The 21914-nt window shown below is 36.6% G+C and carries 20 protein-coding genes; 3 read left to right on the top strand and 17 right to left on the bottom strand.

Going from position 1 to position 21914, the window contains the following annotated elements; genetic code table 11:
• Positions 1 to 40 precede the first annotated feature (40 nt).
• From NV377_RS14760 to NV377_RS14710, 11 genes are all read right to left on the bottom strand, one after another.
• A complete protein-coding gene (locus NV377_RS14760) occupies positions 41 to 2314 on the bottom strand; it encodes a glycoside hydrolase family 2 protein (protein ID WP_258201553.1) in 2274 nt (757 codons plus the stop codon).
• A gap of 233 nt (positions 2315 to 2547) precedes the next feature.
• The gene (locus NV377_RS14755) at positions 2548 to 3786 is read right to left on the bottom strand and encodes an ATP-binding protein (RefSeq protein WP_258201552.1); all 1239 of its coding nucleotides are present in this window, start codon (positions 3784 to 3786) and stop codon (positions 2548 to 2550) included.
• 170 nt (positions 3787 to 3956) lie between these two features.
• Entirely contained in the window at positions 3957 to 4772 is an 816-nt protein-coding gene (locus NV377_RS14750; protein WP_258201551.1) for an ABC transporter permease, read from the bottom strand.
• A complete protein-coding gene (locus NV377_RS14745) occupies positions 4769 to 5800 on the bottom strand; it encodes an ATP-binding cassette domain-containing protein (protein WP_258201550.1) in 1032 nt (343 codons plus the stop codon). The genes NV377_RS14750 and NV377_RS14745 overlap by 4 nt, the downstream gene beginning before the upstream one ends.
• 224 nt (positions 5801 to 6024) lie before the next feature.
• Positions 6025 to 6939, bottom strand: coding sequence for a ribonuclease Z (rnz, locus tag NV377_RS14740; RefSeq protein WP_258201549.1), 915 nt, complete (start codon positions 6937 to 6939; stop codon positions 6025 to 6027).
• Between the two features lie 121 nt (positions 6940 to 7060).
• Positions 7061 to 7189: a hypothetical protein gene (locus NV377_RS14735; RefSeq protein ID WP_258201548.1), complete on the bottom strand. Its 129-nt coding sequence runs from the start codon at positions 7187 to 7189 to the stop codon at positions 7061 to 7063.
• Between the two features lie 211 nt (positions 7190 to 7400).
• Complete coding sequence (locus NV377_RS14730) at positions 7401 to 8243, bottom strand: creatininase family protein (protein ID WP_258201547.1); 843 nt, start codon at positions 8241 to 8243, stop codon at positions 7401 to 7403.
• Between the two features lie 54 nt (positions 8244 to 8297).
• A complete protein-coding gene (locus NV377_RS14725; RefSeq protein WP_258201546.1) occupies positions 8298 to 9665 on the bottom strand; it encodes an MFS transporter in 1368 nt (455 codons plus the stop codon).
• 338 nt (positions 9666 to 10003) lie between these two features.
• Positions 10004 to 10741, bottom strand: a complete 738-nt coding sequence (locus tag NV377_RS14720) for a helix-turn-helix domain-containing protein (protein WP_258201545.1) — start codon at positions 10739 to 10741, stop codon at positions 10004 to 10006.
• 245 nt (positions 10742 to 10986) lie between these two features.
• Positions 10987 to 11211: a sulfurtransferase TusA family protein gene (locus NV377_RS14715; protein WP_258201544.1), complete on the bottom strand. Its 225-nt coding sequence runs from the start codon at positions 11209 to 11211 to the stop codon at positions 10987 to 10989.
• 15 nt (positions 11212 to 11226) lie between these two features.
• Positions 11227 to 12288 (bottom strand): YeeE/YedE family protein, encoded by a 1062-nt coding sequence (locus NV377_RS14710; protein WP_258201543.1) that lies wholly within the window; start codon positions 12286 to 12288, stop codon positions 11227 to 11229.
• A gap of 229 nt (positions 12289 to 12517) precedes the next feature.
• Here NV377_RS14710 and NV377_RS14705 point away from each other — a divergent pair, with 229 nt between their 5' ends.
• Positions 12518 to 13666, top strand: a complete 1149-nt coding sequence (locus NV377_RS14705; protein ID WP_258201542.1) for a phosphodiester glycosidase family protein — start codon at positions 12518 to 12520, stop codon at positions 13664 to 13666.
• Between the two features lie 120 nt (positions 13667 to 13786).
• Here NV377_RS14705 and NV377_RS14700 read toward each other — a convergent pair whose 3' ends face one another.
• The 5 genes from NV377_RS14700 to NV377_RS14680 form a co-directional block, all read right to left on the bottom strand.
• Positions 13787 to 14758, bottom strand: a complete 972-nt coding sequence (locus NV377_RS14700) for an alpha/beta hydrolase (protein ID WP_258201541.1) — start codon at positions 14756 to 14758, stop codon at positions 13787 to 13789.
• A gap of 228 nt (positions 14759 to 14986) precedes the next feature.
• Complete coding sequence (locus tag NV377_RS14695) at positions 14987 to 15967, bottom strand: alpha/beta fold hydrolase (protein WP_258201540.1); 981 nt, start codon at positions 15965 to 15967, stop codon at positions 14987 to 14989.
• 199 nt (positions 15968 to 16166) lie between these two features.
• Entirely contained in the window at positions 16167 to 17546 is a 1380-nt protein-coding gene (locus tag NV377_RS14690) for a sensor histidine kinase (protein ID WP_258201539.1), read from the bottom strand.
• Complete coding sequence (locus tag NV377_RS14685; RefSeq protein ID WP_258201538.1) at positions 17543 to 18217, bottom strand: response regulator transcription factor; 675 nt, start codon at positions 18215 to 18217, stop codon at positions 17543 to 17545. Before NV377_RS14685 ends, NV377_RS14690 begins: the two co-directional genes overlap by 4 nt.
• 25 nt (positions 18218 to 18242) lie before the next feature.
• On the bottom strand, positions 18243 to 18677 hold the full coding sequence (locus NV377_RS14680; protein WP_258201537.1) for an Lrp/AsnC family transcriptional regulator: 435 nt from the start codon (positions 18675 to 18677) through the stop codon (positions 18243 to 18245).
• A 157-nt stretch (positions 18678 to 18834) separates the two neighbouring features.
• Here NV377_RS14680 and NV377_RS14675 point away from each other — a divergent pair, with 157 nt between their 5' ends.
• The gene (locus tag NV377_RS14675; protein WP_258201536.1) at positions 18835 to 19299 is read left to right on the top strand and encodes a VOC family protein; all 465 of its coding nucleotides are present in this window, start codon (positions 18835 to 18837) and stop codon (positions 19297 to 19299) included.
• Positions 19300 to 19441: 142 nt separating this feature from the next.
• On the opposite strand, the gene NV377_RS14670 is transcribed toward NV377_RS14675, so the two are convergent.
• A complete protein-coding gene (locus NV377_RS14670) occupies positions 19442 to 20290 on the bottom strand; it encodes an ATP-binding protein (protein WP_258201535.1) in 849 nt (282 codons plus the stop codon).
• 902 nt (positions 20291 to 21192) lie between these two features.
• Here NV377_RS14670 and NV377_RS14665 point away from each other — a divergent pair.
• Positions 21193 to 21864 (top strand): MBL fold metallo-hydrolase, encoded by a 672-nt coding sequence (locus NV377_RS14665; RefSeq protein ID WP_258201534.1) that lies wholly within the window; start codon positions 21193 to 21195, stop codon positions 21862 to 21864.
• Positions 21865 to 21914: the final 50 nt, after the last annotated feature.

The following is a 21914-nucleotide window of genomic DNA, read 5'->3' as shown; positions in this document are numbered from 1 at the left end:
AAAAAGATGATTTCGAATAATCGAAATCATCTTTTCATCTTTACTTCTTAATTTGTGTTAATTTTTCATTCAACAATAGTATTGCTGTACTTGGTAATCTTTTACCGAGGAACTCCCAGATGGCTTCAAAAGTAATACTTCCTGCTTTAGTAGCAACATCTTGCATACCATTTACTACTCCAGTAGCTTCACTGTCAATACGAATTGGCTCAAAGATTATCGTTTGTAGCGCTTCTGCTGCTTCTGCATTTGCGAAAAGAGTATCAAAGTCATCTCGCACACTATAATATCCTTCCGGGAATGATAATTCATCACTTTTTGGAACTAAATTGATGAACCACTGCTCTACCTCATCGCTCAATTCCACTTCAACTACCGGCAATACATACTCAGCATTCGGTTCTGCTACTCTTTCAAGAACAATATGATCTGCATAGCCACCTGGTGCTGTTACAAGTAACGTATTCTCGCCCATTACTAGCGGAACATCGTTAAAGATAAAGATCTTATTACCTTCTTGCGTAATCTTTTCACCGTTATTAATAGATAATGTTACTCGCTCACAGTTGGAATAGATTTTAACTTCAATTTTTTCTTCTGCTCTTTGAACATATCTTCTACCACAAATATGAACAAATTTATTTTTGGACCAATAAGCTTTATAGAGATAGAAAGCTTCTTTCTTCGTCTTTCTATCGAAAGTTACTAGACCTTTGTTGTTACGTCCAACTGAGCTACCTTCATCTCGGAATGCTGCAGCAAAATCAAACATATTCCAGACATGTGTCGCCCATAAAAACGGTCGTTCAGATATATATTTTACATTTCCTTCATGATATAGTGCTTGGTATTCTTCCGTGTAATCTTTTTTCTTCGGATTAGAACTATGCCATTTCATTACTGCATCGGCACCGTATTCACTAACGCCAACTGCAATATTGGGATCCTCTTCGTGAATTTGATCCATCCAAGCCGCATTATTTTCAATTGTTCCTGTATACCATCCCAAATATTGATTGTAACTGATGATATCAGTAATCTCTCTCAATGCGCTACCCTTTTTAGTAAGAGACATATTGGCAAGAGCAGTTAATCTTGTAGAATCTAATGCATGAGTTAAGTCATTTAATGCACGTAGTTCTTCATAAAGTGCTTCGCTTTCCCCGCCAATTGTTAATTCATTCCCGAGCCCCCATACAATAACAGAAGGGTGATTATAATTTTGTCTTATTAACTCGATCATTTGTGATTTAGCATTTTCTTTATATTCTTTTCCCGCTTCAAATACTGTAATAAACGGAATTTCAGTCCATAGCGCTAGACCCATTTCGTCCGCTAGGTCATAGGCAATTGGCGCGTATTGATAATGAGATAAACGAACCGTATTCGCACCCATCTCTAATATCAGTTCCATATCTTCCATCTGGTCTGCATGTGATACAGCAGTTCCTTTATCTTCACGACATTGGTGTTTGGCAACACCTCTTAATGGAGTTTCTATTCCGTTCAGAATGAAACCACGCTCGATATCAACTACAAAGCTACGGAATCCAATTCGATAACATAAGTTATCCACTTGTTGTCCATCCACAGTTAGCTCCACTTGAGCCGTATAAAGATATGGATCATCTATTCCTTGCCATAAGTGTGGACTAGCAACTTCTACCTTAGAATCGAATTTGCCATTGTTCACGTCATTGATTGCAGTTGCTACAAGTTCACCTTGAGCATTCAATACATTAATTGTTGCCTTACTATTGTCTGCACCAGTAACAAAACCTTTAACATCTACATATCCGTCTACGTGAGGAGTGAGGAATACGCCGTCACTTCCATCTTCATCGAATGAGAAATGATTACTCGGTACTGTAATTAAAGTAACATGTCGATAAATCCCACCAAAGAAAGTAAAATCAGAACTTTGAGGATAAACATTTTTTGCAGCATTATCTGCCGAGACAGCAATGATATTATGACCATCCACTATATAATCTGTAATATCTGCAAAAAATGCTGAGTATCCACCGCGATGCTCTACAACAAACTTCCCATTTACATACACTTCAGCTACTTGTGCAACTGCCTCGAATTTAACGAAAATCTTACCGCCACTTTCCACTTCTGGCTTTTCAAAGTTTTTTCTATACCAACATTTTCCTTTATAATAATCTACTGTACTCTGACCATCGATATTATTCCAGGTATGAGGTAATGTAACTGCTTCAAAGTTTGATTCATCTATTTCAATGTTATGAAAATCGCCGTCTGTTTTGATAAACTGCCAATTATGATTCCAATCTTGTGTTTTTCTCATTACGTGAGCCTCCTACAATGATTTTTTATGTTCTTATTCGCTATTGTAGAATATTGAAAATTATCTTATAAGAATTAATTTCAACTATTAGTAGTATAAGCAACCATTTACGAAAACGGTTTCAATACTTTTAGTTATATATAAAGTAAAAACTACAATAAAGGGATGTTTATCCCTTTATTGTAGTTTTATTAAGCTTGCTATTGTGCTCCATTATATGGTTGATCGCATATCTATGTTGGAATAGTTATAAGGAAAGTTGTACCTTTACCTTTTTCACTATCGACTTCAATATTCCCTTTTACTTTATTAATGGTACTGTAGACCATAAGCATACCAAGCCCCGTACCTTCTTCTTTAGTAGAATAATAGGGCTTTCCAAGACGAGAGATTTCTTCCTTTGACATTCCGATTCCGGTATCGCGAATCTTAATTATTATGTTTTGCTTCTTTTCTGATATATCAATATATAGCTTACCTCCATCGTTTTCTTTCATGGCTTCAATACCGTTTTTGTATAAATTAATTAGACATTGCTGGATTTGATTACGATCATAATTTTTATTAAGAGTGTTATTAAAAGTAAACACCACTTCTACCTTATGTATAGAAGCATATGGCGTAATAATATTTTTCGTATATTGTGATTCCTCACTCATGTTGGAATAAACCATATTTTCGGATTGAGGCTTAGAATATAAAAGATAGTCGCTAACGATTTTTTCAGCCCTTTGTAATTCTTGTAACGATAGTTCTACATAAGTTTTCTCCTCCTTGGTGATTGTCTTAGATTTTCTTAACAATTGCAGAAAACCACTCGTCACCGTAAGAGGATTTCTTATTTCATGTGAAACACTAGCAGCTAACTCACTAACGACATTCAATCTTTCCGATTGAATAATTCGATCACGATTCTTTATATTGTCGATAATTTTCTCTATTAAGATCATAATGACAATCATTACTCCCACATGAGTTGTAAAAGCATTAATTGTGAGTATCCAGAATTGTTGATTTAAAGCCCCATGATTAAAACTTAATGTAAACAGGTAAAATGCCATCGTTAGAAAAGCAATAACAGTTGCTGCTATAATGCGACCTTTTGAATGAAGCTTCATAAATTTCTTATTATATAGTGGTATTAATATCGTTAGTATTGTTGAGAAAAGGAACGACTGAATTATCCCTTCCCCACCTACATAGAATCGGTGAACATTTAAGAGTATGTATAACGGAAGAACATTTTTGTACCCTCCAAAAAGAGCGACAATAATAAACGGAATATATCTCAGATCAAATATATAGCCAATGTCGAGTTTAAATGGTTTGGCAATACAGAGGCTCATAGCTACTGCCGATAGAAATACAATAATTATTCTATTATATGAATAGGCTCTATTCTCAAAGAAAATTATAAATAGTAACACTGGTAATAGTAAAAATAAGAAGTTCAACAGTAAGGTTTCAAACATGAGATGACTCCCTTTCGGTCTTGGTTGTTTAATATCATTATGTAAGATACCTATCTTTAACAAAGAACAGTAGACTAAATTAACATTATAAATAAATTTAACAACATTAACCATATACAAAACAAAAAAAAGCATCCAAAGGATGCTTTAGGGAGAAAAGGATAAACTTTCTATGTTCTACGCATATATGCACGTACTGTAATTGGTGCAAAAATTGCTACAATGACAGCAGCACCAATGAGCGAGATATATAAGTCGACACCTATGGTGCCAGAGTTCGCAAGTTCTCGCACAGCAGTGACGAGATGAGAGATTGGGTTAATCTTTACAAACCATTGGAGAAAATTAGGCAAAGTATCGGCAGGCACAAAAGCATTGGATAAAAACGTAAGTGGAAACAGCACAATCATTGAGATTCCTTGTACGCTTGATGCGGTACGTGCTATAACACCGAAGAAGGCAAATATCCAACTAATTGCCCAAGCACATACAATGACGAGTAGCCCAGCAATAACAACGTAACCAAAGCCACCTTCGGGACGAAAACCCATTATATATCCCATTGTGAACGTAAGTACCGTTGCAATCGTATAACGGATTGTATCCGCGAGTAACGCTCCTGCGAGTGGAGCAATACGAGCAATAGGCAATGACTTGAATCGGTCGAATACACCCTTATCCATGTCTTCACGTAACTGGACACCGGTGACAATGGACGTTGTAATTACAGTCTGTACGAGAATACCAGGAATAATGATTGGCAAATAACTAAGTACATCGCCTGATATCGCACCTCCAAAAATGTAAGTAAACATTAGCGTGAACAGAATAGGCTGGAGTGTGACGTCAAATAATTGCTCAGGTGTGCGCCGAATTTTGAGCAGGCCTCGATAGGCCATCGTTAACGAATTACGAACCGATTGACTAAAGCTCGTGTGGTTGCGCAGTTGGCGTTCAGCAATCGGCTTAATAGAAGTACTACTCATACACTCACCTCCAGTACTTTTTCTGGCTCGTTGGACGACGATGCTTCGTCCTCTTTAACACCGTGACCAGTGATGGTCAGAAATACTTCATCTAAAGTTGGTTTCTGTACACTCAACTCAGCAAGATGAATTCCCGCTTCGCGAAGGGCAATAAGTAGGTCTGTCACTCGGTCGGCATCCGCCATCGGAGCAGTAATCTTCCCTATTTCTGACGAGACAGTTGAGCGAACGTTGAGTACCTGTTCAACGATGCGCCTTGTATCTAGCATATCTTGTGAATTTTGAATGCTTAATTGCAATGAGGACGTACCTACTGAAGCTTTAAGTTCATTCACAGTGCCCTCTGCGACAACTCGACCACGATCGATGACTGCAATTCGGTCTGCCAGCTCATCTGCCTCTTGGAGGTACTGCGTTGTTAATAGTACAGTTGAACCCGTCTTTACTAATCGGCGGATAGTATCCCACATTTGATTACGCGTTCGTGGATCTAACCCAGTAGTCGGCTCATCTAAGAAAATTAGTGGTGGCTGTGCAATAAGACTTGCCGCTAGATCTAGTCGGCGACGCATACCACCAGAGAAATTTTTCAGCGGACGTTTCGCTGCTTCCGTTAAACTAAATTCCTCCAATAATTCTGCAGCCTTACGCTTTGCCTCTGCACGGCCTAGTCCTAACAATCTTGAAAATATGATCAAATTTTCAGTAGCACTAAGCGATTCATCGACTGAGGCATACTGACCAGTTACTCCAATCAATTGACGTACAATATTTGACTCCTTCACCACATCGTACCCGAAGATGCGCGCTGAACCAGCATCGGCTCGTAGTAAAGTAGCCAGCATACTAATCGTGGTAGTCTTTCCCGCTCCGTTGGGACCAAGTACACCGTAGATTGTACCTGCACGTACATTCAGATCCACACCGTCAACAGCACGATTATCGCCAAAAGTTTTGACGAGTCCGCTCGCTTCAACTGCCCACTCCCCATTATTTCGAATGACTTGGCTTTTCATTACATTACTCATTGTCATTCCTCCCTCTTCGTATTACTATAAATCTGTTTTACAATTTTTGTAATTGAACTCGAGTTGGAAAATGTTCTCCGTCTTAAGGCTGATTAGTTGCTTTAGCGATAATAAATTAAATGTATGAACTGAATATGAACAATAAATATAATACAAAAAAACGTTGCAGATTGGTCATTTCTGCAACGCTTTTTTGCGATCTATTCAATTGCTACTTTCATCATCTACAACGTATATGACTTGAGCTCTATAGCTGCCTCAGTGTGGCTGAATACACTTCTAGCTTCTGCCTCAAGATCGGCTAAATCCTCTAGCTTATACCTTGAGCTAAAGTGAGTGATAAATAATCTCTTGGCTCCCGCTGCATGTGCAATCTCTGCCGCTTGTAAGGCAGTAGAATGTCCATACTCATGAGCCTTATCTGCCAAATCATGAGCAAATGTTGCCTCGTGAATAAGGACATCTGCCGCTTCGCTTAACTTCACTGCGTTATCACATGGTCTTGTATCGCCAAGTATAGTAATAACGCGACCGGGCAATGGCTCTCCAACTGCATCCGCGGAACGAATTACACGACCGTCCTCTAGCGTAATATCTTTACCCGCTTTCAATTGACCATAGGCGGGGCCAGCTGGAACACCGATCTCAGCGAGCCAATCGGCGTTAAGTGTGCCGGTACGATCATGCTCCATAATTCGATATCCAAAGCTATCAATCCGATGATCTAGCATCGCTGCCTCGACAGTTACGCAATCATCCTCGAATATAATTCCTTCTTCAATTTCTACAATCTGCAACGGATAGTTCAAGTGAGTTTCGGTTATCCTCAAGTTCGTCTCTACAAGTTCACGTAGTCCTGGCGGTCCGTATATATCCAAAGATTCTGTACCCCCAAGCGATGAACGGCTACTTAATAAACCAGGGAGACCGTAAATATGATCGCCGTGCAAATGGGTAATGAACAACTTATTCAGTCGGGAAAGCTTCAAGGAAGTATGTAACAGTTGATGCTGGGTTCCTTCCCCGCAGTCGAACATCCAAAACGAGCCGTTATACTGTGATATTCGTAGCGCTATAGATGTCACATTCCTTCCACGGATCGGCATACCCGCGCTTGTACCAAGAAACAAAAGCTCCATCCTGCATCTCCTTTATACGTAGTATAACTTTAATAATCTACCTTACATTATTGCATTTCGTGCTAACCATTATACAATGTACTTAAGCTCTGTAACTAAACGTCCTGTACAATAGATAAGTTTAAACAAAGCTAGATACTAGTTGATACAATAATCCTTTATATTTAATATCGAGTAAGCCAGCAATAATAACAACGATAATAATTATTACGATAATTGGTTTCTTATTCTTATCTGTAATCCACTTCAACAATTTCGCCTCCTACTTGAACAACAACATGATTGTTAGTAGATTAATTATATAATGATCAATAAGACATTAATATAACCATTTAAGCAATCATAATCCGATCTCTCATTCTTATATATTTTGGGAGATGCACTATAAGTTTTCCCCTTTAAATAAATAAGTCGTGCAATCCTTAAAAGGATTGCACGACTTATTTGTTTGTTTTATATTATTATCTTGGCAAATGTGAACCGTATCTAGGAAGAATTACTTCCTTAGTATAAACATCCGCTTGACGAAGTGTTTCAACAATCGTCGGCATATCTAGTGCCTCGATAAGTTCATTCATCGCTTGAATACCTGCATCTGCATGTACTTCCCTTTCTTCCGCTGTTTTCAAAAGCGGAGTTACCATATGATCAGATGGTTCATTAAAGTAAGAACCGACTGCAGCGGATTGATAAGCATACTTACCTAATGCATTACCGGGATTTTTACCCATACCTGCAAACATATGATGGATATCGTATGTTACAGAATGTGATTCTGGAACGTTCAAAGGAACATCTTCTAATCTACCTAAAACTTTATATGCTCCAATGTTCATATCATGGAATGTTTCCATCAGATTGCAATTGGCTGCTTCTGCTGCTTTCAACATATCCATATATAGAATAGGCACCTTCGTCTCGTCAAAGAAATCACGCACCATACCGCTTAACGTCATATGAGCTGGACCATGACTAGTAACATAGACCTGTCTTCTAAATCCTTGATTTAATAACGACTTTGCAATCTTGTCTAGATAGGCCATGCCATCTTTTATACTCATTTGAATCGTACCACGACCAATAATTGTTCCACCCGCAAAGAAATACGGTAAGTTGTGCAGGACAAGTCCATCTGATGCTTCAGCCATTTTCAAAGCAATAGCTTCTGCTAAAACAGTTTCTGCATCTAATGGCAAAGCTCCATGTGTTTCGGTTACTCCAACTGGAATAAATATAATATCATTGCGATCCAAATATTGTTCAACTTCTCCGTTGGTCATTTTTGAAAGGAATCTTGTACGCATATAAACCCTCCTACTTCTTTATTCATTACAATCTATTAAAAACCACAACTTTTATTATTTAACTGCTCTTCTTTCTTTCAATACTGCATACATTTCATTGGTTTTCTTCGCATTTAGATTATAGATGAAACCTACCCCAATAATAATAAGAGCGAATGCAAGGATCGGCATACCTGTATACATTTTTAATACACCATTTGTAACTTCTGCTGATTGTGATTTGGCACCAGAGACGAAGCCTACCCAACCTAATGAGTAACTAGCAACAGCAGCACCTAAACCCATACCTACTTTACGTGCAAAGGAATATAGAGAGAATAGTGTTCCTTCATAATGCTTCCCAGTTTGAAGTTCTGCATAATCAATACAATCTGTTACTAGAGCCCAAACAACCATAACAAACACAGAGTTACCGATTGTAGCCAAATTATATAACACCATAAATACATATACGTTTTCAAAAGTAACTACCGTTAGTAAAATTGATGCCGCGAAACTGAAGATGGAAGTCACAATAACTAAATTACGTTTATTAAAACGTGCTACCAACTTAGGGATAATTAAGAATAATAAAAGCGTTACAGCAATACTAAAGAATGAATTAATCGTAAATGCCCCTGGCATATGATAACGCTCTGCAAACACAATTGAAGCTAATTGGCTTACACCATTAATCATAAGAAGTGAGCCGATGGATGCAACCATCATACCAATTAGTGGTCTATTTGTGATTGCAATCTTAAATGCATCCTTAAAACTATAATCAGATTTTGCACCTTTTGGTTTATCATCACGAATACGTTCTGTTGTAAGTTTTACAAGTCCTGTATAAGCTAATACGGATAAAATACTAAACACAATTGCAATTTGGAAAAATGCTTTTGGAACTACTGTACCAGAATCATCATAGATAAACATTGGTACAAATGATAAGAAACCTAGTCCAACAACCATACCACCGATAGCACGTGCACGAGATAGTTTAGTACGTTCAACTGGATCATTAGTAATTACTGAAGCAAGAGAACCATAAGGAATGGAATCCGCTGTGTAAGCAACACAGAAGAATAAATAGACGAATACTACCCAAATATGAGTTGCTGTAGATCCCCAGCTAGATACATCTGCAAAAGCTAATAAACAAGCCGCCGCTAATATCCATTTGGAAATACTAATATACGGTAGAAATTTATCTCCAGATTTGCCGAGTTTCCATCGATCTGGAATCGTACCCATAATAATATTGCAAACTGCATCGAATACTTTAGCTAATAGAAACATTGTCCCCATAAAGTAAGGGCTTACATCTAATACATAGGTACAAAATATTAAGAAAAATGAACCGATATATAAGTTAACGAAACTTCCTCCTATATCTCCTAACGCATATCCTATTTGATCCTTTACTCCAAACTTTTTCATAAGTTAACCTCCTAGTATTTATTAAAGTAATTAATAACGCTTACATATAATTCAAAAGTTTATTCCTCTATTACATCCAAAAGATTTTCATAATTTCATTACGCTCTCCCACTCTTAAAGTAAGCGCTTCATCCATTACTTGATTACAAGTATACATCGATTTTAATAAGTAGTTTTGCACTACAATTGCATGTTTTTATAGTATAATTGCATGATTTTGTATTCGATTACAAAACTTATATAAATAAAGAATGACAACAAAAATAGGCACATGATTGCCATGCACCAATAGAAATTTCCTACTCTCAAGTATGTATCCTCATCACATCATATATAGATCATTTCTTATTTTTCTTAAATTCTAACGGAGTTACTCCTTCAACCTCTTTAAAAAATTTTGAAAAATACTGAGAATTGCTAAAACCAACGATAATCGCAATTTCGGTCATCGAAAGGTTAGAGAATTGAATAAGTTCCTTTGCTTCTTGTATTCTTCTCATATTTCGATAATAACTAATCGTTGTTCCTTTTTCTTTCTTAAATGATCGCATGAGATGTGAAGGATGAACATGTAATTTCCCTGCCATCTCCTCCATAGAAATATCTTCGGTAAAGTTCATTTCTATATATTTTTCTGCTTTCTCTACAATGGTTAAGTTATCACTTGTAGATTTACGAATGGTTGGGTCGGAATACTCTCTAAGCATATTTGAATGAATCGTATCTAGTTCAGACATCGTTTCCGTATGCTCGATCATTATTGCATATTTCTCTGATATAAAATGAGATTGCCATGGGCTTAGCCCCCCTTTTTCAGCCGAATAGCTATAAAGGGTATTATGTGATAGTAGTATATTTTTATAGGATCGAATTTTATCATTGGGAACTCTATTCAGAATATTTAATTGCACATCTCCAAATTTTGAATTGGCATCGATCTCATATTCGCTCATCAAACCGCGATCACCAAGTTGTATAGCATGTAGAAGATTTCCCCTTAATTTATGGACGGCCTCAATATATTCAGGGGTTGGTCTATGTAGATTTGCAGCTTCGGTTAGAAAATTTTCTTTCATCTAAAGTTCCTACCTTTGTATTATGCCTTAAATTCGTATCTTATTTATTCCTGCAGAACATGTCAAGCTGGAATAGTTTTATCTAACCAAATAAGTCTCAGCTAACAAACATATTTTAAGACCACTTATAACTATTATCCCTCTTTATTGTTCATATAACTATGTTATTAATCAGCTAAATTCATTTGTCACTTTATCATTCTATAAAAAAACTCACCCATATTTCTACGGATGAGTTAGTAACATTATTTTTTCTTTACTGTAATTGTCCAAGAAGCTTCACCTAATTGTTCATACTCAACGACATCGTGACCTTCTTCAGCTGCCCAGCGAGGAATTGATTCTGTACCTTGTGTACAATCGAATTGTACCTCTAATTCATCCCCAGAATTCAATTCTTTAATCGCTTCCTTTGCTTCGATTAATGGAAATGGGCATACAAGCCCAAGAACTTCTAATGTTTTTTTCATTATTATCTCTCCTTATTATGCAGTTACAGCTTTTGACGCTGCAGCACGTTGTTTTGCTGGACGAACAAACACAAAGTAGGATGCTGTCCAAGTACCTAAAATCATAAATAATAATGCAACCCAACCTGACCATGTCATCATCGCTGTCATAACTAAGCCATTACCAATGGAACATCCACCTGCCAAACTTGCACCGAAGCCCATTAATAAGCCGCCTGATGCACTTCGTACAGATGTTTTTGCATCAGGAACACGTACACGGAATTCGCCACTCATTTTTGCACCGAATAGTGAACCTAAGAAAATACCAAGTACTAAAAATACACCCCAATTAATGAAATCAACATCACCTGTTACTAAATACTGTAAAATATTAGCCGAAGGTGTCGTAATTCCTAGACCAAATATACGACCCGAAAGCGCACTTAATGGCCAAGCTATCGTTGCAATTAACCCGATCAAAACTGCTGTAACAAATGGATGCCAGCGTTTTTCAAATAAAATATGCGCTAAACCCGTTTTCTTTGGCTTTAATTGCGGAATTTTTAATTTAGGCTTTTTCAGCTCACGATAAATAATGAATGCCACTAAAGCAACAAATGGAACAACTATAAACCACACATTAATGCCGAATGTACCAGCTATCGAATCTGTACCAACGACTGGCTCACGCACGTCCGTTGTAAATTTCGCTAAAGGACCTGACTTCATTATAGCTGCCATTAGCATATACATTGCTAACGCGATCCAGCTACCAATTAATCCTTCTCCTGCACGGTACCAAGTTCCTGTAGCACAGCCTCCTGATAAAATAATTCCTATTCCAAAAACAAACGCACCAATAATCACTGCCATTAACGGAAATTGACCTGCTGAATATTCAAATACACCACTATCAATGAGTGCATAGACACCAACACTCTGTATGGCAATTGCAATAAGAAGTGCATAAAACATGCGATTGTCCTTAGCAATATACATATCTCGAAATCCACCTGTTAAGCAGAAGCGACCACGTTGCATCACAAATCCTAGTAAAAATCCACAAAAAATACCTGTAATTATCATCTGTATCATAGCTGCACCTTCTCAATTCAAAGTTATTCGATAGGAATATAATACAATGTTATGTTATAATATTACAAGATACTTTATTTGTAAAAAAACATGCAGCTATAAATGAATTTAATCAAATAATCAATTATTTTAATGTTTGTTATCACATATATATAATGTCATATTCAGGAATTATACTTTCGTGTAAAATAAGAAAGAACACAATCTAATTAACAAAGGGGAAAGTTTAATGTTTAAAAAAATTATGCTAGTATGTGCAGCACTCACTCTACTTTTTCAGCTTAATCTGGCTAATTCAGCTTCAGCAGCGAAAAAGTACGGCATTGTGCAAGAATCAGCAGGAAGATCATTTGTACCTGTCCGCTTTGCTGCTGAAACTTTTGGATTTAAAGTCAATTGGGATAGTGCTAATAATAAAGTTCGAATTTCAAATAAAACGGATAGCGTTGAGCTTATAGTTGATAAAACAACTGCAGTTGTAAATGGAAAATCGAAAACATTAGATGCTGCTCCATTTAACTTGTCAGGAACTGTCTACGTTCCTCTTCGTTTCGTAGGAGAAGCACTTGGCGTAAAAGTATCTTATCTAAAAGAAGGACGAATTGTTATTCAGAGTGATACAGTTAAAACAGAAATTGAAGCTGTTTCTTTACGAAGAGTAGAGAAAGCTTTGAATGAACCGGTTCGTACAGGTAGTTCAAAAATAGCAACCTCCACAAAAACGATCAGCGTCAACACCGTATATATTGACCTCTATCATCCAAAGGTTAAATTCGATGCTGTGTATGCCAATAACAAGATTGGCAGTACAGAGACTTTCAAGAAGATGGTCGAGCGGTCCAAAGCTTCAGTTGCCGTAAATGGAACGTTCTTCAACGCCTATTCGGAAACTAGCACGAAGATTCCTTACGGATATATCGTTCAAAATGGAAAAGTAATTAATAAAGCTTCAGGTGATGAGCGTTCGGTCTTTGTTTACACAAAAACTGGTGATGCACTTATCGCAGATGGCGAAAGTGAGCTTAAAAAATTACTCGATGAAGGAATTGTTGAAACTGCATTACAAGCTGGACCAAGACTTGTAAGTAACGGCAAAGTGGATACAGATCCAGTAGGTGAAGGTTTTAAAGACCCTAAAATTCTCACTAGTCGCGGCGCACGTAGCGCAATAGGCATCACAGCCGATGGCCAATTAATTATTGTAACAACAGCAGCTGCCTCTATTCCAGAGCTAGCACAGGTAATGGTTAAATTAAAAGCAGTAGAAGCAATGAATTTAGATGGTGGAGCATCAAGTGGTTTATATGCCAACGGTAAGTACATTACCCCTGCTGGCAGAGATCTAAGTAATGCACTTGTTATGGTTTTTGATAAATAATGAGGTAATAAACAAAGAAGGACTAGAGGCGATATTGCCTATAGTCCTTCTTTCTCAATAATTCAATTAAATACAAATGAACACTTAATTCCACGTAATTCGTTCACTTACAGCATTTTATTATTCAATACCTGCCATAAATGCTCTGAAATTCTCAACAATTTCTTTCGATCTTGTATGATGTAAATAATGATCCCCTTCTAACAATACCATCTCTCCATGTACAGAATTTTTGAGTTGTTCTTCATGAAGCGGTATCCATCCTTCCGTTTCTGTATCATTATCTTGTAAAAAGAATATAACGGGAAGATTTTTTGGGAAAACCAGATTTTCAGCAGCTTTAAAATTAGAGTTGAAATTTTCGCCTTCACTTAGGATGTTGGGATTAAACATATTTTTGAGCGTAAGGATTCTAATTTGCTCTTTTGTTTCATCATCAACGTTTGGTGTAAGCAATTGGTCAGTCGCTAGTTTCATTAACAAACGTGAAAAACCTGATTGTTTGAGCTGTTTGTATGCATCTGATGGGAATGGTTCATCTGTATCCCCCTGCGTTGGAACACTACTATCGATCCCCACAAATGATATCACTTCGTTCTCGTATTTATTCACATAATCTAGTCCGTAAATGCCAGCAATGGAGTGCCCCATTAGTATATATCGGTCAATATTAAGACTTTGCAGAGCTTCATGGATTTCACTTACTATATTTTCTGTGCTTCGCTCTTTTTCGCTTACATCACTTAATCCATAACCAAAGGGCTCGATCACAACAACTTTGTAATACGGAGATAGCTCTTCTATTAAAGGCTTAAAATCAAGTGCTGGTGCTGCTGTTGCGTAACCAGGTAGTAGTACCACTGTTTCTTCGCCATTTCCTTCAATCAACACATTCATAATTTTCCCATCTACAGATACATGCTGACCATAAGCTTGTATTTTCCCTTGTTCCGATTTGCTGCTAATCACATTAACAATAAAAACAGTCGCTAGAAAAACTACTATCGCAATAATGAATACCGCTATTGATATAAGAATAATTTTAAGCAGTTTATTCATCTTCTTTTTCTTTACCTCTTTTGTTAGTTCCATTCATATCGTCTCCTGTCTATATCTATATCTTGAGTTACCTTAATGGGCCACTAAGGATAGCTTATATGATTATGATGTACTGTTAATGACGTCAATATGAACTGATTATGAACTAGCGAAAAATGCTACAAAATTATTTAATCAAATATATTTAAACAAATAAAAAACCGTCCCTAAGGAGGTTTTTTATTTGTCTTATGCAGAGGCACAACTTAGTGAATGATTCTTTTAGTTGACTTCATTTACTTCTTCCATAAATGCCTTAAAGTTTTCAGCGATTTCTTTGAATTTGGTATGGTGTAAATAATGTGATCCATCCATTGTCATTACTTTTCCATGTATTGAATCTTTGATTTGCCCTTCATGCAGCGGTATCCATCCTTCTACGCCTGTATTATTCTCTTGTATAAAGAAAATAAGAGGAAGATCATTAGGGAATGTTAACTGCTGAGCCCCTTTAAAGTTAGAGGATATGTTTTTCATTTCATTTAACGTAGTAGCGTTATTCGAGTTTTTATTCGAAATCATTCTCATTTGTTCTTTTGTTTCATCATCAAATGCTAATGTAGCATATGGGTCACCACTTACGTTTTTGAGTAATCTCATGACGCCCGATTTTTCAAGAAATGCAAACGTTTTTAACGGGAATTTAACATCCATACCAGGTTGTGTTGGAACGCTACTATCGATTCCAACAAATGCACTAACCTCGTCAGCATATTTATTCACATAATCCAATCCATAAATACCAGCAATGGAATGTCCCATTAGAGTATAACGATCAATCTCCAGTTGCTGTAAAGCTTCATGAATTTCACTTACAATATTCTCCGTGCTTCGCTCTTTTTCAGTTCCATCACTTAATCCATAGCCGAAAGGCTCAACCACGACAACTTTGTAAAATGGTGATAATTCATCTATCAGCAGCTTAAAATCAAGTGCTGGAGATGCTGTTCCATAACCTGGTAGTAATACAACGGTTTCTTCGCCATCTCCTTGAATCAACACGTTCATATTTTTTCCATCTACAGATACATGCTGACCATAAGCTTGTATTTTTCCTTGTTCTGACTTGTTGCTAATCGCATTAACAATAGAAAGAATCGCTAGCAAAGCGGCTATTGCAATAATGAATATCGCTATTGATTTAAGTATAATTCTAACTGGCTTACTCAGCCTCTTTTTCTTTACCTCTTCAGTTGGTTTCACTTATATCGTCTCCTATCAATATCTCTATATTGGGCTGCCACATGACCACTAAACTTAGTTTAACCAACAAAGATGTACTCTCCATGACGTCAATATGAACTGAATATGAACAAGCAAAAAATGCTACGTCTTACATACAAGGATAATTGCATGTGAGACGTAACATGGAGATAACAGTATAGTTAGTCTAATGGATATACTATGAATCTAACTTCTCTTTCGGCGGAGTAATTGGTAATGTAATAAAGAAGGTTGTTCCTTTATTAGGTTCACTTTCCACTCGGATATCACCTTGATGAAGCGATACGATCTGTTTCACAATAGCGAGTCCCATACCGCTACCCTCATACTTACGACTATGTGAACGATCTGCCTTGAAAAATCTCTCAAATATACGCTTCTGGTCCTCGAGCGGAATACCAATACCAGTATCGGATATTCGGACTGTTAAGCTTTTGATATCCTGTTGGATGCTGACTTTAATCATTCCGCCATCCTTAGAAAATTTGATACTATTGCCAATTATATTGGTCCATACCTGGTTAAGCTGGTCATGATCAGCCGTTACTTTAACTGTTTGTAAATCAAGCTTGAATTGTATGTTGCGAGCAGACCATTGCGGCTGAAGCGCCACGATTACTCGTCGAATTTGTTCATCAAGGCTGAGTGTGACCAACCGCAGTTGCTGTGACTGCGATTCAAGCAAACTTAGCTTTAGCAAACTATCGCTCATTTTTGACATCCGCTTCGCTTCAGCGATGATAATATCAAGATAACGGCTTCGTTCGTGCTCTGCGAGATCTACTTGCTTGAGCGCTAGTGCATAACCAGATATGGAAGTGAGCGGTGACTGAACTTCGTGCGACACGTTCGTTACAAATTCTCTACGCATCTGCTCAAGTTGCTGCAGATCGTGCATCATTTCTTCGAAGCTGCGTGCCAAAGTGCCCAGTTCACTCGTTTGCTTAATATTCAGTTTAACGTTGAAATCACCAGCTGCTATACGCTTGGTCGCTTTTGTTAGCGTCTTGATTGGCCTTACTAGAAATATAGAGGCAACCAGAATAATTAAGCTTCCAGCAATTAACGAATAGCTCGCAAAAATCAATCCCCATTTTATGACAAAAGAGGTGGAAGGGGGGGATAGCATTTCCAAAAACATCGCTTTCGTTCCCATTTCAGTTTTCAACGGCAACCCTAAGAGTACTGTAGCAATACCATTCGGAGTGTCTTGAACAACTCCTCCATTTAATACTTTCTTTACTTGCTCCTTTGTCACAGCGGCAGGTTTGTGCCCATTAAGCTTTCCGTAAGACTGGAACTCACCCGATGCTTCGTAAATTCGAATATAATAGGAATCGAGTTGCTTCATTTCACTTACAAACATATCAGCTTCACTTAAAGGAATTGTCTGGTAAATTCGGACCACGTCTTGGCCAAAATTACGTATGTTAATTTGAGCATTTTCGTTTAATTTATCTTCAAAAATCCAAGTTGACACCAAAAAAGCAATGATTGTACCGCCGATAACGGAGACTAGAAATGTCAGGATAACGCGTATATATAGGGATCTAATCATTCACTAACCTCAAGGCGGTAACCAAGCCCGCGCATCGTTTCGATACGAAAATCGGATGTCGTCGCAAACCGTTCACGCAACCGTTTAATATGTACGTCTATCGTTCGATCATCACCTGCGTAATCTATCCCCCATATTTGATCGATCAATTGCTCACGAGTATAGACTTGTCCCGGTGTTCCAGCGAGCTTATATAGCAATTCGAACTCCTTGAGTGGCAACGTGAACGACTCCGTCCCTCTCGTTACCTTATAGGTTTGTTTATCTAGGATGACATTGCCGAATTGTATCGTTTGTGTGGAGCCAATCCGATATCGCTTCAGTAACGCCCTAACACGAGCCGTTAACTCTAGCGGATCGAACGGTTTCGTCAAATAATCGTCGGTTCCAAGTTCGAATCCTTTCACTTTCTCCCATGTTTCGCCCCTCGCTGTCAGCATAAGTAAAGGAAGATCAGGATCGGCTCTTCGTAGCTCCTTACATAACGTCCATCCATCCATAATTGGCATCATAATATCAAGTACGACTAGATCGACATTCGTCGAGGCATAGACATCCAGCGCTTCCTTCCCATCTGCAGCTTCGGCTGTTTCGAATCCGTCATTGCGGAGAAATAAACAGACAAGTTCGCGAATGTTCGCATCATCATCAGCAACTAGTATAGTAGGCATTCGTTCCCTCTTTTCATGTTATCCATTATAGTAATACCCTGTTTTCCAATATATTTTTTAGACTAATATGTGACTTTGATGGTCCGAACTTTATAAGAGAGTCTTGAAATTCAGCAAGTCCCTCAATAGATGTAGTCTGTACCTTAATGAGATAATTATATTCTCCGCTAATGCGGAATAAATCAGTTACTTCCATAGCATTTTCACAAAAGTTAGTTAGCTCTTGGCAATGTTCTGTTTTTAATAATATAAAAGTAGTTGTACCTCGATTCATATTGCGCATATCAAAAATAGTGTTATACCCGGAAATGATATTTTTTTCTTCTAGCTTAACAATTCTTTCTTTAACGGATGGCTGCGACATTGAAACCTCTTTACTGATTTGAGAAATGGTCATTCGTGCATTGTACTGAAGTAATGCCATGATCTTCTGATCAATATCATCCATAATATGTTCCATATCTAAGACCTCCTATCCATTTTAATAAAATAAACTAATCTAACTAATATAACTTATATTTAATAACCATATTACTATAAAACACTTTTCTTTTGTATGTGATTAATGGTTTTATCCAACTATAATAACTATATATTATTTTAGGGAGCGATTAAAGATGAGTGTAAAAGGTCTTTCACATATAGCTATTCAAGCTAGAGATTATAACGCAACAATTAAATTTTATATTGAAGTTTTAGGATTCAAGATAGGTCATCATTGGAGTTTACCACACTTTCAAATCAAAGATGCCTCCATGCTGATTTCACCTGATAAGAGAACTTGTATCGAGATCTTTGATGATGATGCAGTCATCCCCGCACAAGGAAAGAAAGCATTGTCTGAAGAAGATATTACACACGGAGCGTTATTACATTTCGCCTTCTATGTGGATGATGTAGATGAAATTTTTCAAAAAGCACTCACTCATGGAGCAAAAGCCTTCATAGAACCGGATTACCTTTCTCTTGGCGAACCACCCCTTGTTGTAAAAAATGCTGTTATTCACAGTCCCAATGGAGAAGTTATCGAATTTATAGAAGAGGTTGATTTTGATATGTCTTTCCATACCATAGTAAATTAAACTTAATAAAGTTCCTAATAACAGAAAAAAGCCACCAAGATTGGCGGCCAAATAACTATACATTGTTTCACTTACAGAGGACAGCAAATAGAGCATTACATCGTGTCTTGTAATGCTCTACTTGCTCTCCAGAGACAATACTCTACTCTTTCGTAGCCGGAAAGCGAAGAGTAACCGTTGTCCCATTACCTTCACAACTCTTATAATGAATCTCTCCATCATATTTTTCTACAATATTAAAGCAAATCATTAACCCTAAACCTGTTCCATTGCTTCTTAATGAATAAAAAGGAGTGCCTAGCGAATTAACTTCAGCTTCTGACATTCCACTTCCTTCATCGATAATTTTTATCTGAATAGCATTATTTATTCTACTTACTATGACTAAGACAGATTTTCCAACATCTGAAGCTTCTATGGCATTTTTTATTAAATTGATTAGTAACTGCTTAAACTCCATTTTATTAATGGAAATAATGCAATCTTTCTCAACAATTATCTCAATTTGATTATCAGATAACATGGCATAGGAATGGAGCAAACTTGTCACACTCTGAAGAACATCCTTTACATCCACTTTTTCTGATTGTTGATCACTATTTGGCTTGGAAAGTGATAGAAATTGTGATGTAATCTCTTCTACAGTGTTTAATTCATCAATCATTAATTTGAACTTACTCTTTATTGAATCACCAAATGAAGGATCTTCATTGAAAAATTGCAAAAAACCACTAACAACGGTTACTGGATTTCTAATTTCATGTGCAACGGCAGCTGTTAATTGTCCTACCATCTTCAATCGCTCAGATTGCTGTAATTGTTCATAATATAGTTGCTGCTTTTTCATTCGTTTAAATGATAAGTGAGAAATAAGAAATAAAAACACTTGAATTGCTATTATATTGATAAGATTACCAACAATGTCATGATGTAAATAAGAATATTTATCATCTGTATTAATCAAAATGATATAACTAAATGTTATTATCATTAGTATTCCATTAATAACGAAGGAAAAATAAAATAATTTGAAATCAAAAAAAAGTATAGACAGTAAAGGAATAAGACAAATAAAAATATATGTAGTCCATGTCTCGGGATATAACAAGAAAAGAGTATAGAAATAAGCAAATCCAAAGATAATAATGATCTTTCTAAATAAATGTGTCTCATATTTAGGATAAATCCATAAACAAACCGATATAATTGTTACACAAATAAAATGTATAACATACCCCAAAGAAATCTCATTTAACTCTGATGTAGATAATATTAATCCAAACATCATAAGAACGATAATCATTGACATAACAATATAATATGTTTTTCGATTAACCTGACTGTAAAATTCCCTCATGAATTCTCCGCTTCTACATTCTGCATTTTATTTCAATTATGTTATTTTCAATAGAGTAATTATATCAGCGAATTTCTAAAATTGGCAATAATCAACAAAATTTCACCTTTTCTCCTTATTTATGCTAAGTTCATTTGGAATGTTGTTTCCCATAATTCCATAATATTAATATGATTTAAAAGGAATTATTAATCACCATAGAGTGTGAGGTAGAAACTATGTCGATTCTTATGATCAATCAATTGGTAAAGCGAAAAGGAAACATATTATTACTCCCAGAGATTAATCTTCAAATAATAAGTGGTCAAGCGGACAAGTGCTATTTGAGGGGGATGATAAAAGCAATAAGCCCTTCCCTATGGAAGGACTTATTGCTTTTTAGGCCTCATTACTTAAGATACGGCACACATAAGTAATTATGGTAACACCAAACAGTTAAAAGGATTATTCCAATATTTGAAGAATAGTAATAACAACCTAAATGAAGGGATTGAGCCAATCAAATGGAACTCTATGCTGTAAAATTTGGAGAATCTTTGTTTCACTTAAGAAATATATACCGCGATACGAATAATTCGGAGGAACTAGTCAAGATTGCTTGGTCTTATTATATTGCAAAGCATAATAATAAAACGATTTTCATTGATACAGGCTTTCGCGATGAGAGTGTAGCAAATCAATGGGGTATTACGTTTACAGGCGTTGAAAATGAGTTAGGCAGCATTATTAAAAACCTAAACTTAGTTGATACCATAATTATTACTCACAGTCACTTTGACCATATTGAAAATCTTGATTTATTTGATAAACCTGAAATCATTATTTCTAAAATCGACTATGAAATTGCACTAACACAATGCTCGCAATCCATTAAAGAGAAACTACTTCAATGCAATGTTGTGACCGTAGAAAATGAATATATTTGCAATGAGCTATTCAGATTCAAAGTTATCGGCGGTCATAGCAATGGTTCATCGGTCGTTTATTTTGAATCGAATAATAACAACTATATTATAACTGGCGATGAATGTTATTGGTGCGATAATATGATAAGCAATCGACCAATTGGAATTTACTCGAGCACAGAAAACAACGAAAGGTTTATAAACGATACTCATCCAAGTGGATTAATCCCGCTTCCATTCCATGATTTAAAAATATTCGAACAATACTCAGCAATTTCTAAAAATATAGTTAGAATCCTTTAAATATGTTTGAGGTGATCGAGAGTGCGATTATATTATTTACATACAATATA

Source organism: Paenibacillus endoradicis (assembly GCF_024721975.1).
Note: the sequence above shows the minus strand (reverse complement) of the source record. Positions and strands in the feature narration are given on the sequence as shown.

Excerpts from the sequence above, each read along its gene's own strand:
- NV377_RS14760 (WP_258201553.1), bottom strand. The coding sequence starts at position 2,314 with ATGAGAAAAACACAAGATTGGAATCATAATTGGCAGTTTATCAAAACA.
- NV377_RS14755 (WP_258201552.1), bottom strand. The coding sequence starts at position 3,786 with ATGTTTGAAACCTTACTGTTGAACTTCTTATTTTTACTATTACCAGTG.
- NV377_RS14750 (WP_258201551.1), bottom strand. The coding sequence starts at position 4,772 with ATGAGTAGTACTTCTATTAAGCCGATTGCTGAACGCCAACTGCGCAAC.
- NV377_RS14745 (WP_258201550.1), bottom strand. The coding sequence starts at position 5,800 with ATGAGTAATGTAATGAAAAGCCAAGTCATTCGAAATAATGGGGAGTGG.
- rnz (WP_258201549.1), bottom strand. The coding sequence starts at position 6,939 with ATGGAGCTTTTGTTTCTTGGTACAAGCGCGGGTATGCCGATCCGTGGA.
- NV377_RS14730 (WP_258201547.1), bottom strand. The coding sequence starts at position 8,243 with ATGCGTACAAGATTCCTTTCAAAAATGACCAACGGAGAAGTTGAACAA.
- NV377_RS14725 (WP_258201546.1), bottom strand. The coding sequence starts at position 9,665 with ATGAAAAAGTTTGGAGTAAAGGATCAAATAGGATATGCGTTAGGAGAT.
- NV377_RS14720 (WP_258201545.1), bottom strand. The coding sequence starts at position 10,741 with ATGAAAGAAAATTTTCTAACCGAAGCTGCAAATCTACATAGACCAACC.
- NV377_RS14715 (WP_258201544.1), bottom strand. The coding sequence starts at position 11,211 with ATGAAAAAAACATTAGAAGTTCTTGGGCTTGTATGCCCATTTCCATTA.
- NV377_RS14710 (WP_258201543.1), bottom strand. The coding sequence starts at position 12,288 with ATGATACAGATGATAATTACAGGTATTTTTTGTGGATTTTTACTAGGA.
- NV377_RS14705 (WP_258201542.1), top strand. The coding sequence starts at position 12,518 with ATGTTTAAAAAAATTATGCTAGTATGTGCAGCACTCACTCTACTTTTT.
- NV377_RS14700 (WP_258201541.1), bottom strand. The coding sequence starts at position 14,758 with ATGGAACTAACAAAAGAGGTAAAGAAAAAGAAGATGAATAAACTGCTT.
- NV377_RS14690 (WP_258201539.1), bottom strand. The coding sequence starts at position 17,546 with ATGATTAGATCCCTATATATACGCGTTATCCTGACATTTCTAGTCTCC.
- NV377_RS14685 (WP_258201538.1), bottom strand. The coding sequence starts at position 18,217 with ATGCCTACTATACTAGTTGCTGATGATGATGCGAACATTCGCGAACTT.
- NV377_RS14680 (WP_258201537.1), bottom strand. The coding sequence starts at position 18,677 with ATGGAACATATTATGGATGATATTGATCAGAAGATCATGGCATTACTT.
- NV377_RS14675 (WP_258201536.1), top strand. The coding sequence starts at position 18,835 with ATGAGTGTAAAAGGTCTTTCACATATAGCTATTCAAGCTAGAGATTAT.
- NV377_RS14670 (WP_258201535.1), bottom strand. The coding sequence starts at position 20,290 with ATGATAATAACATTTAGTTATATCATTTTGATTAATACAGATGATAAA.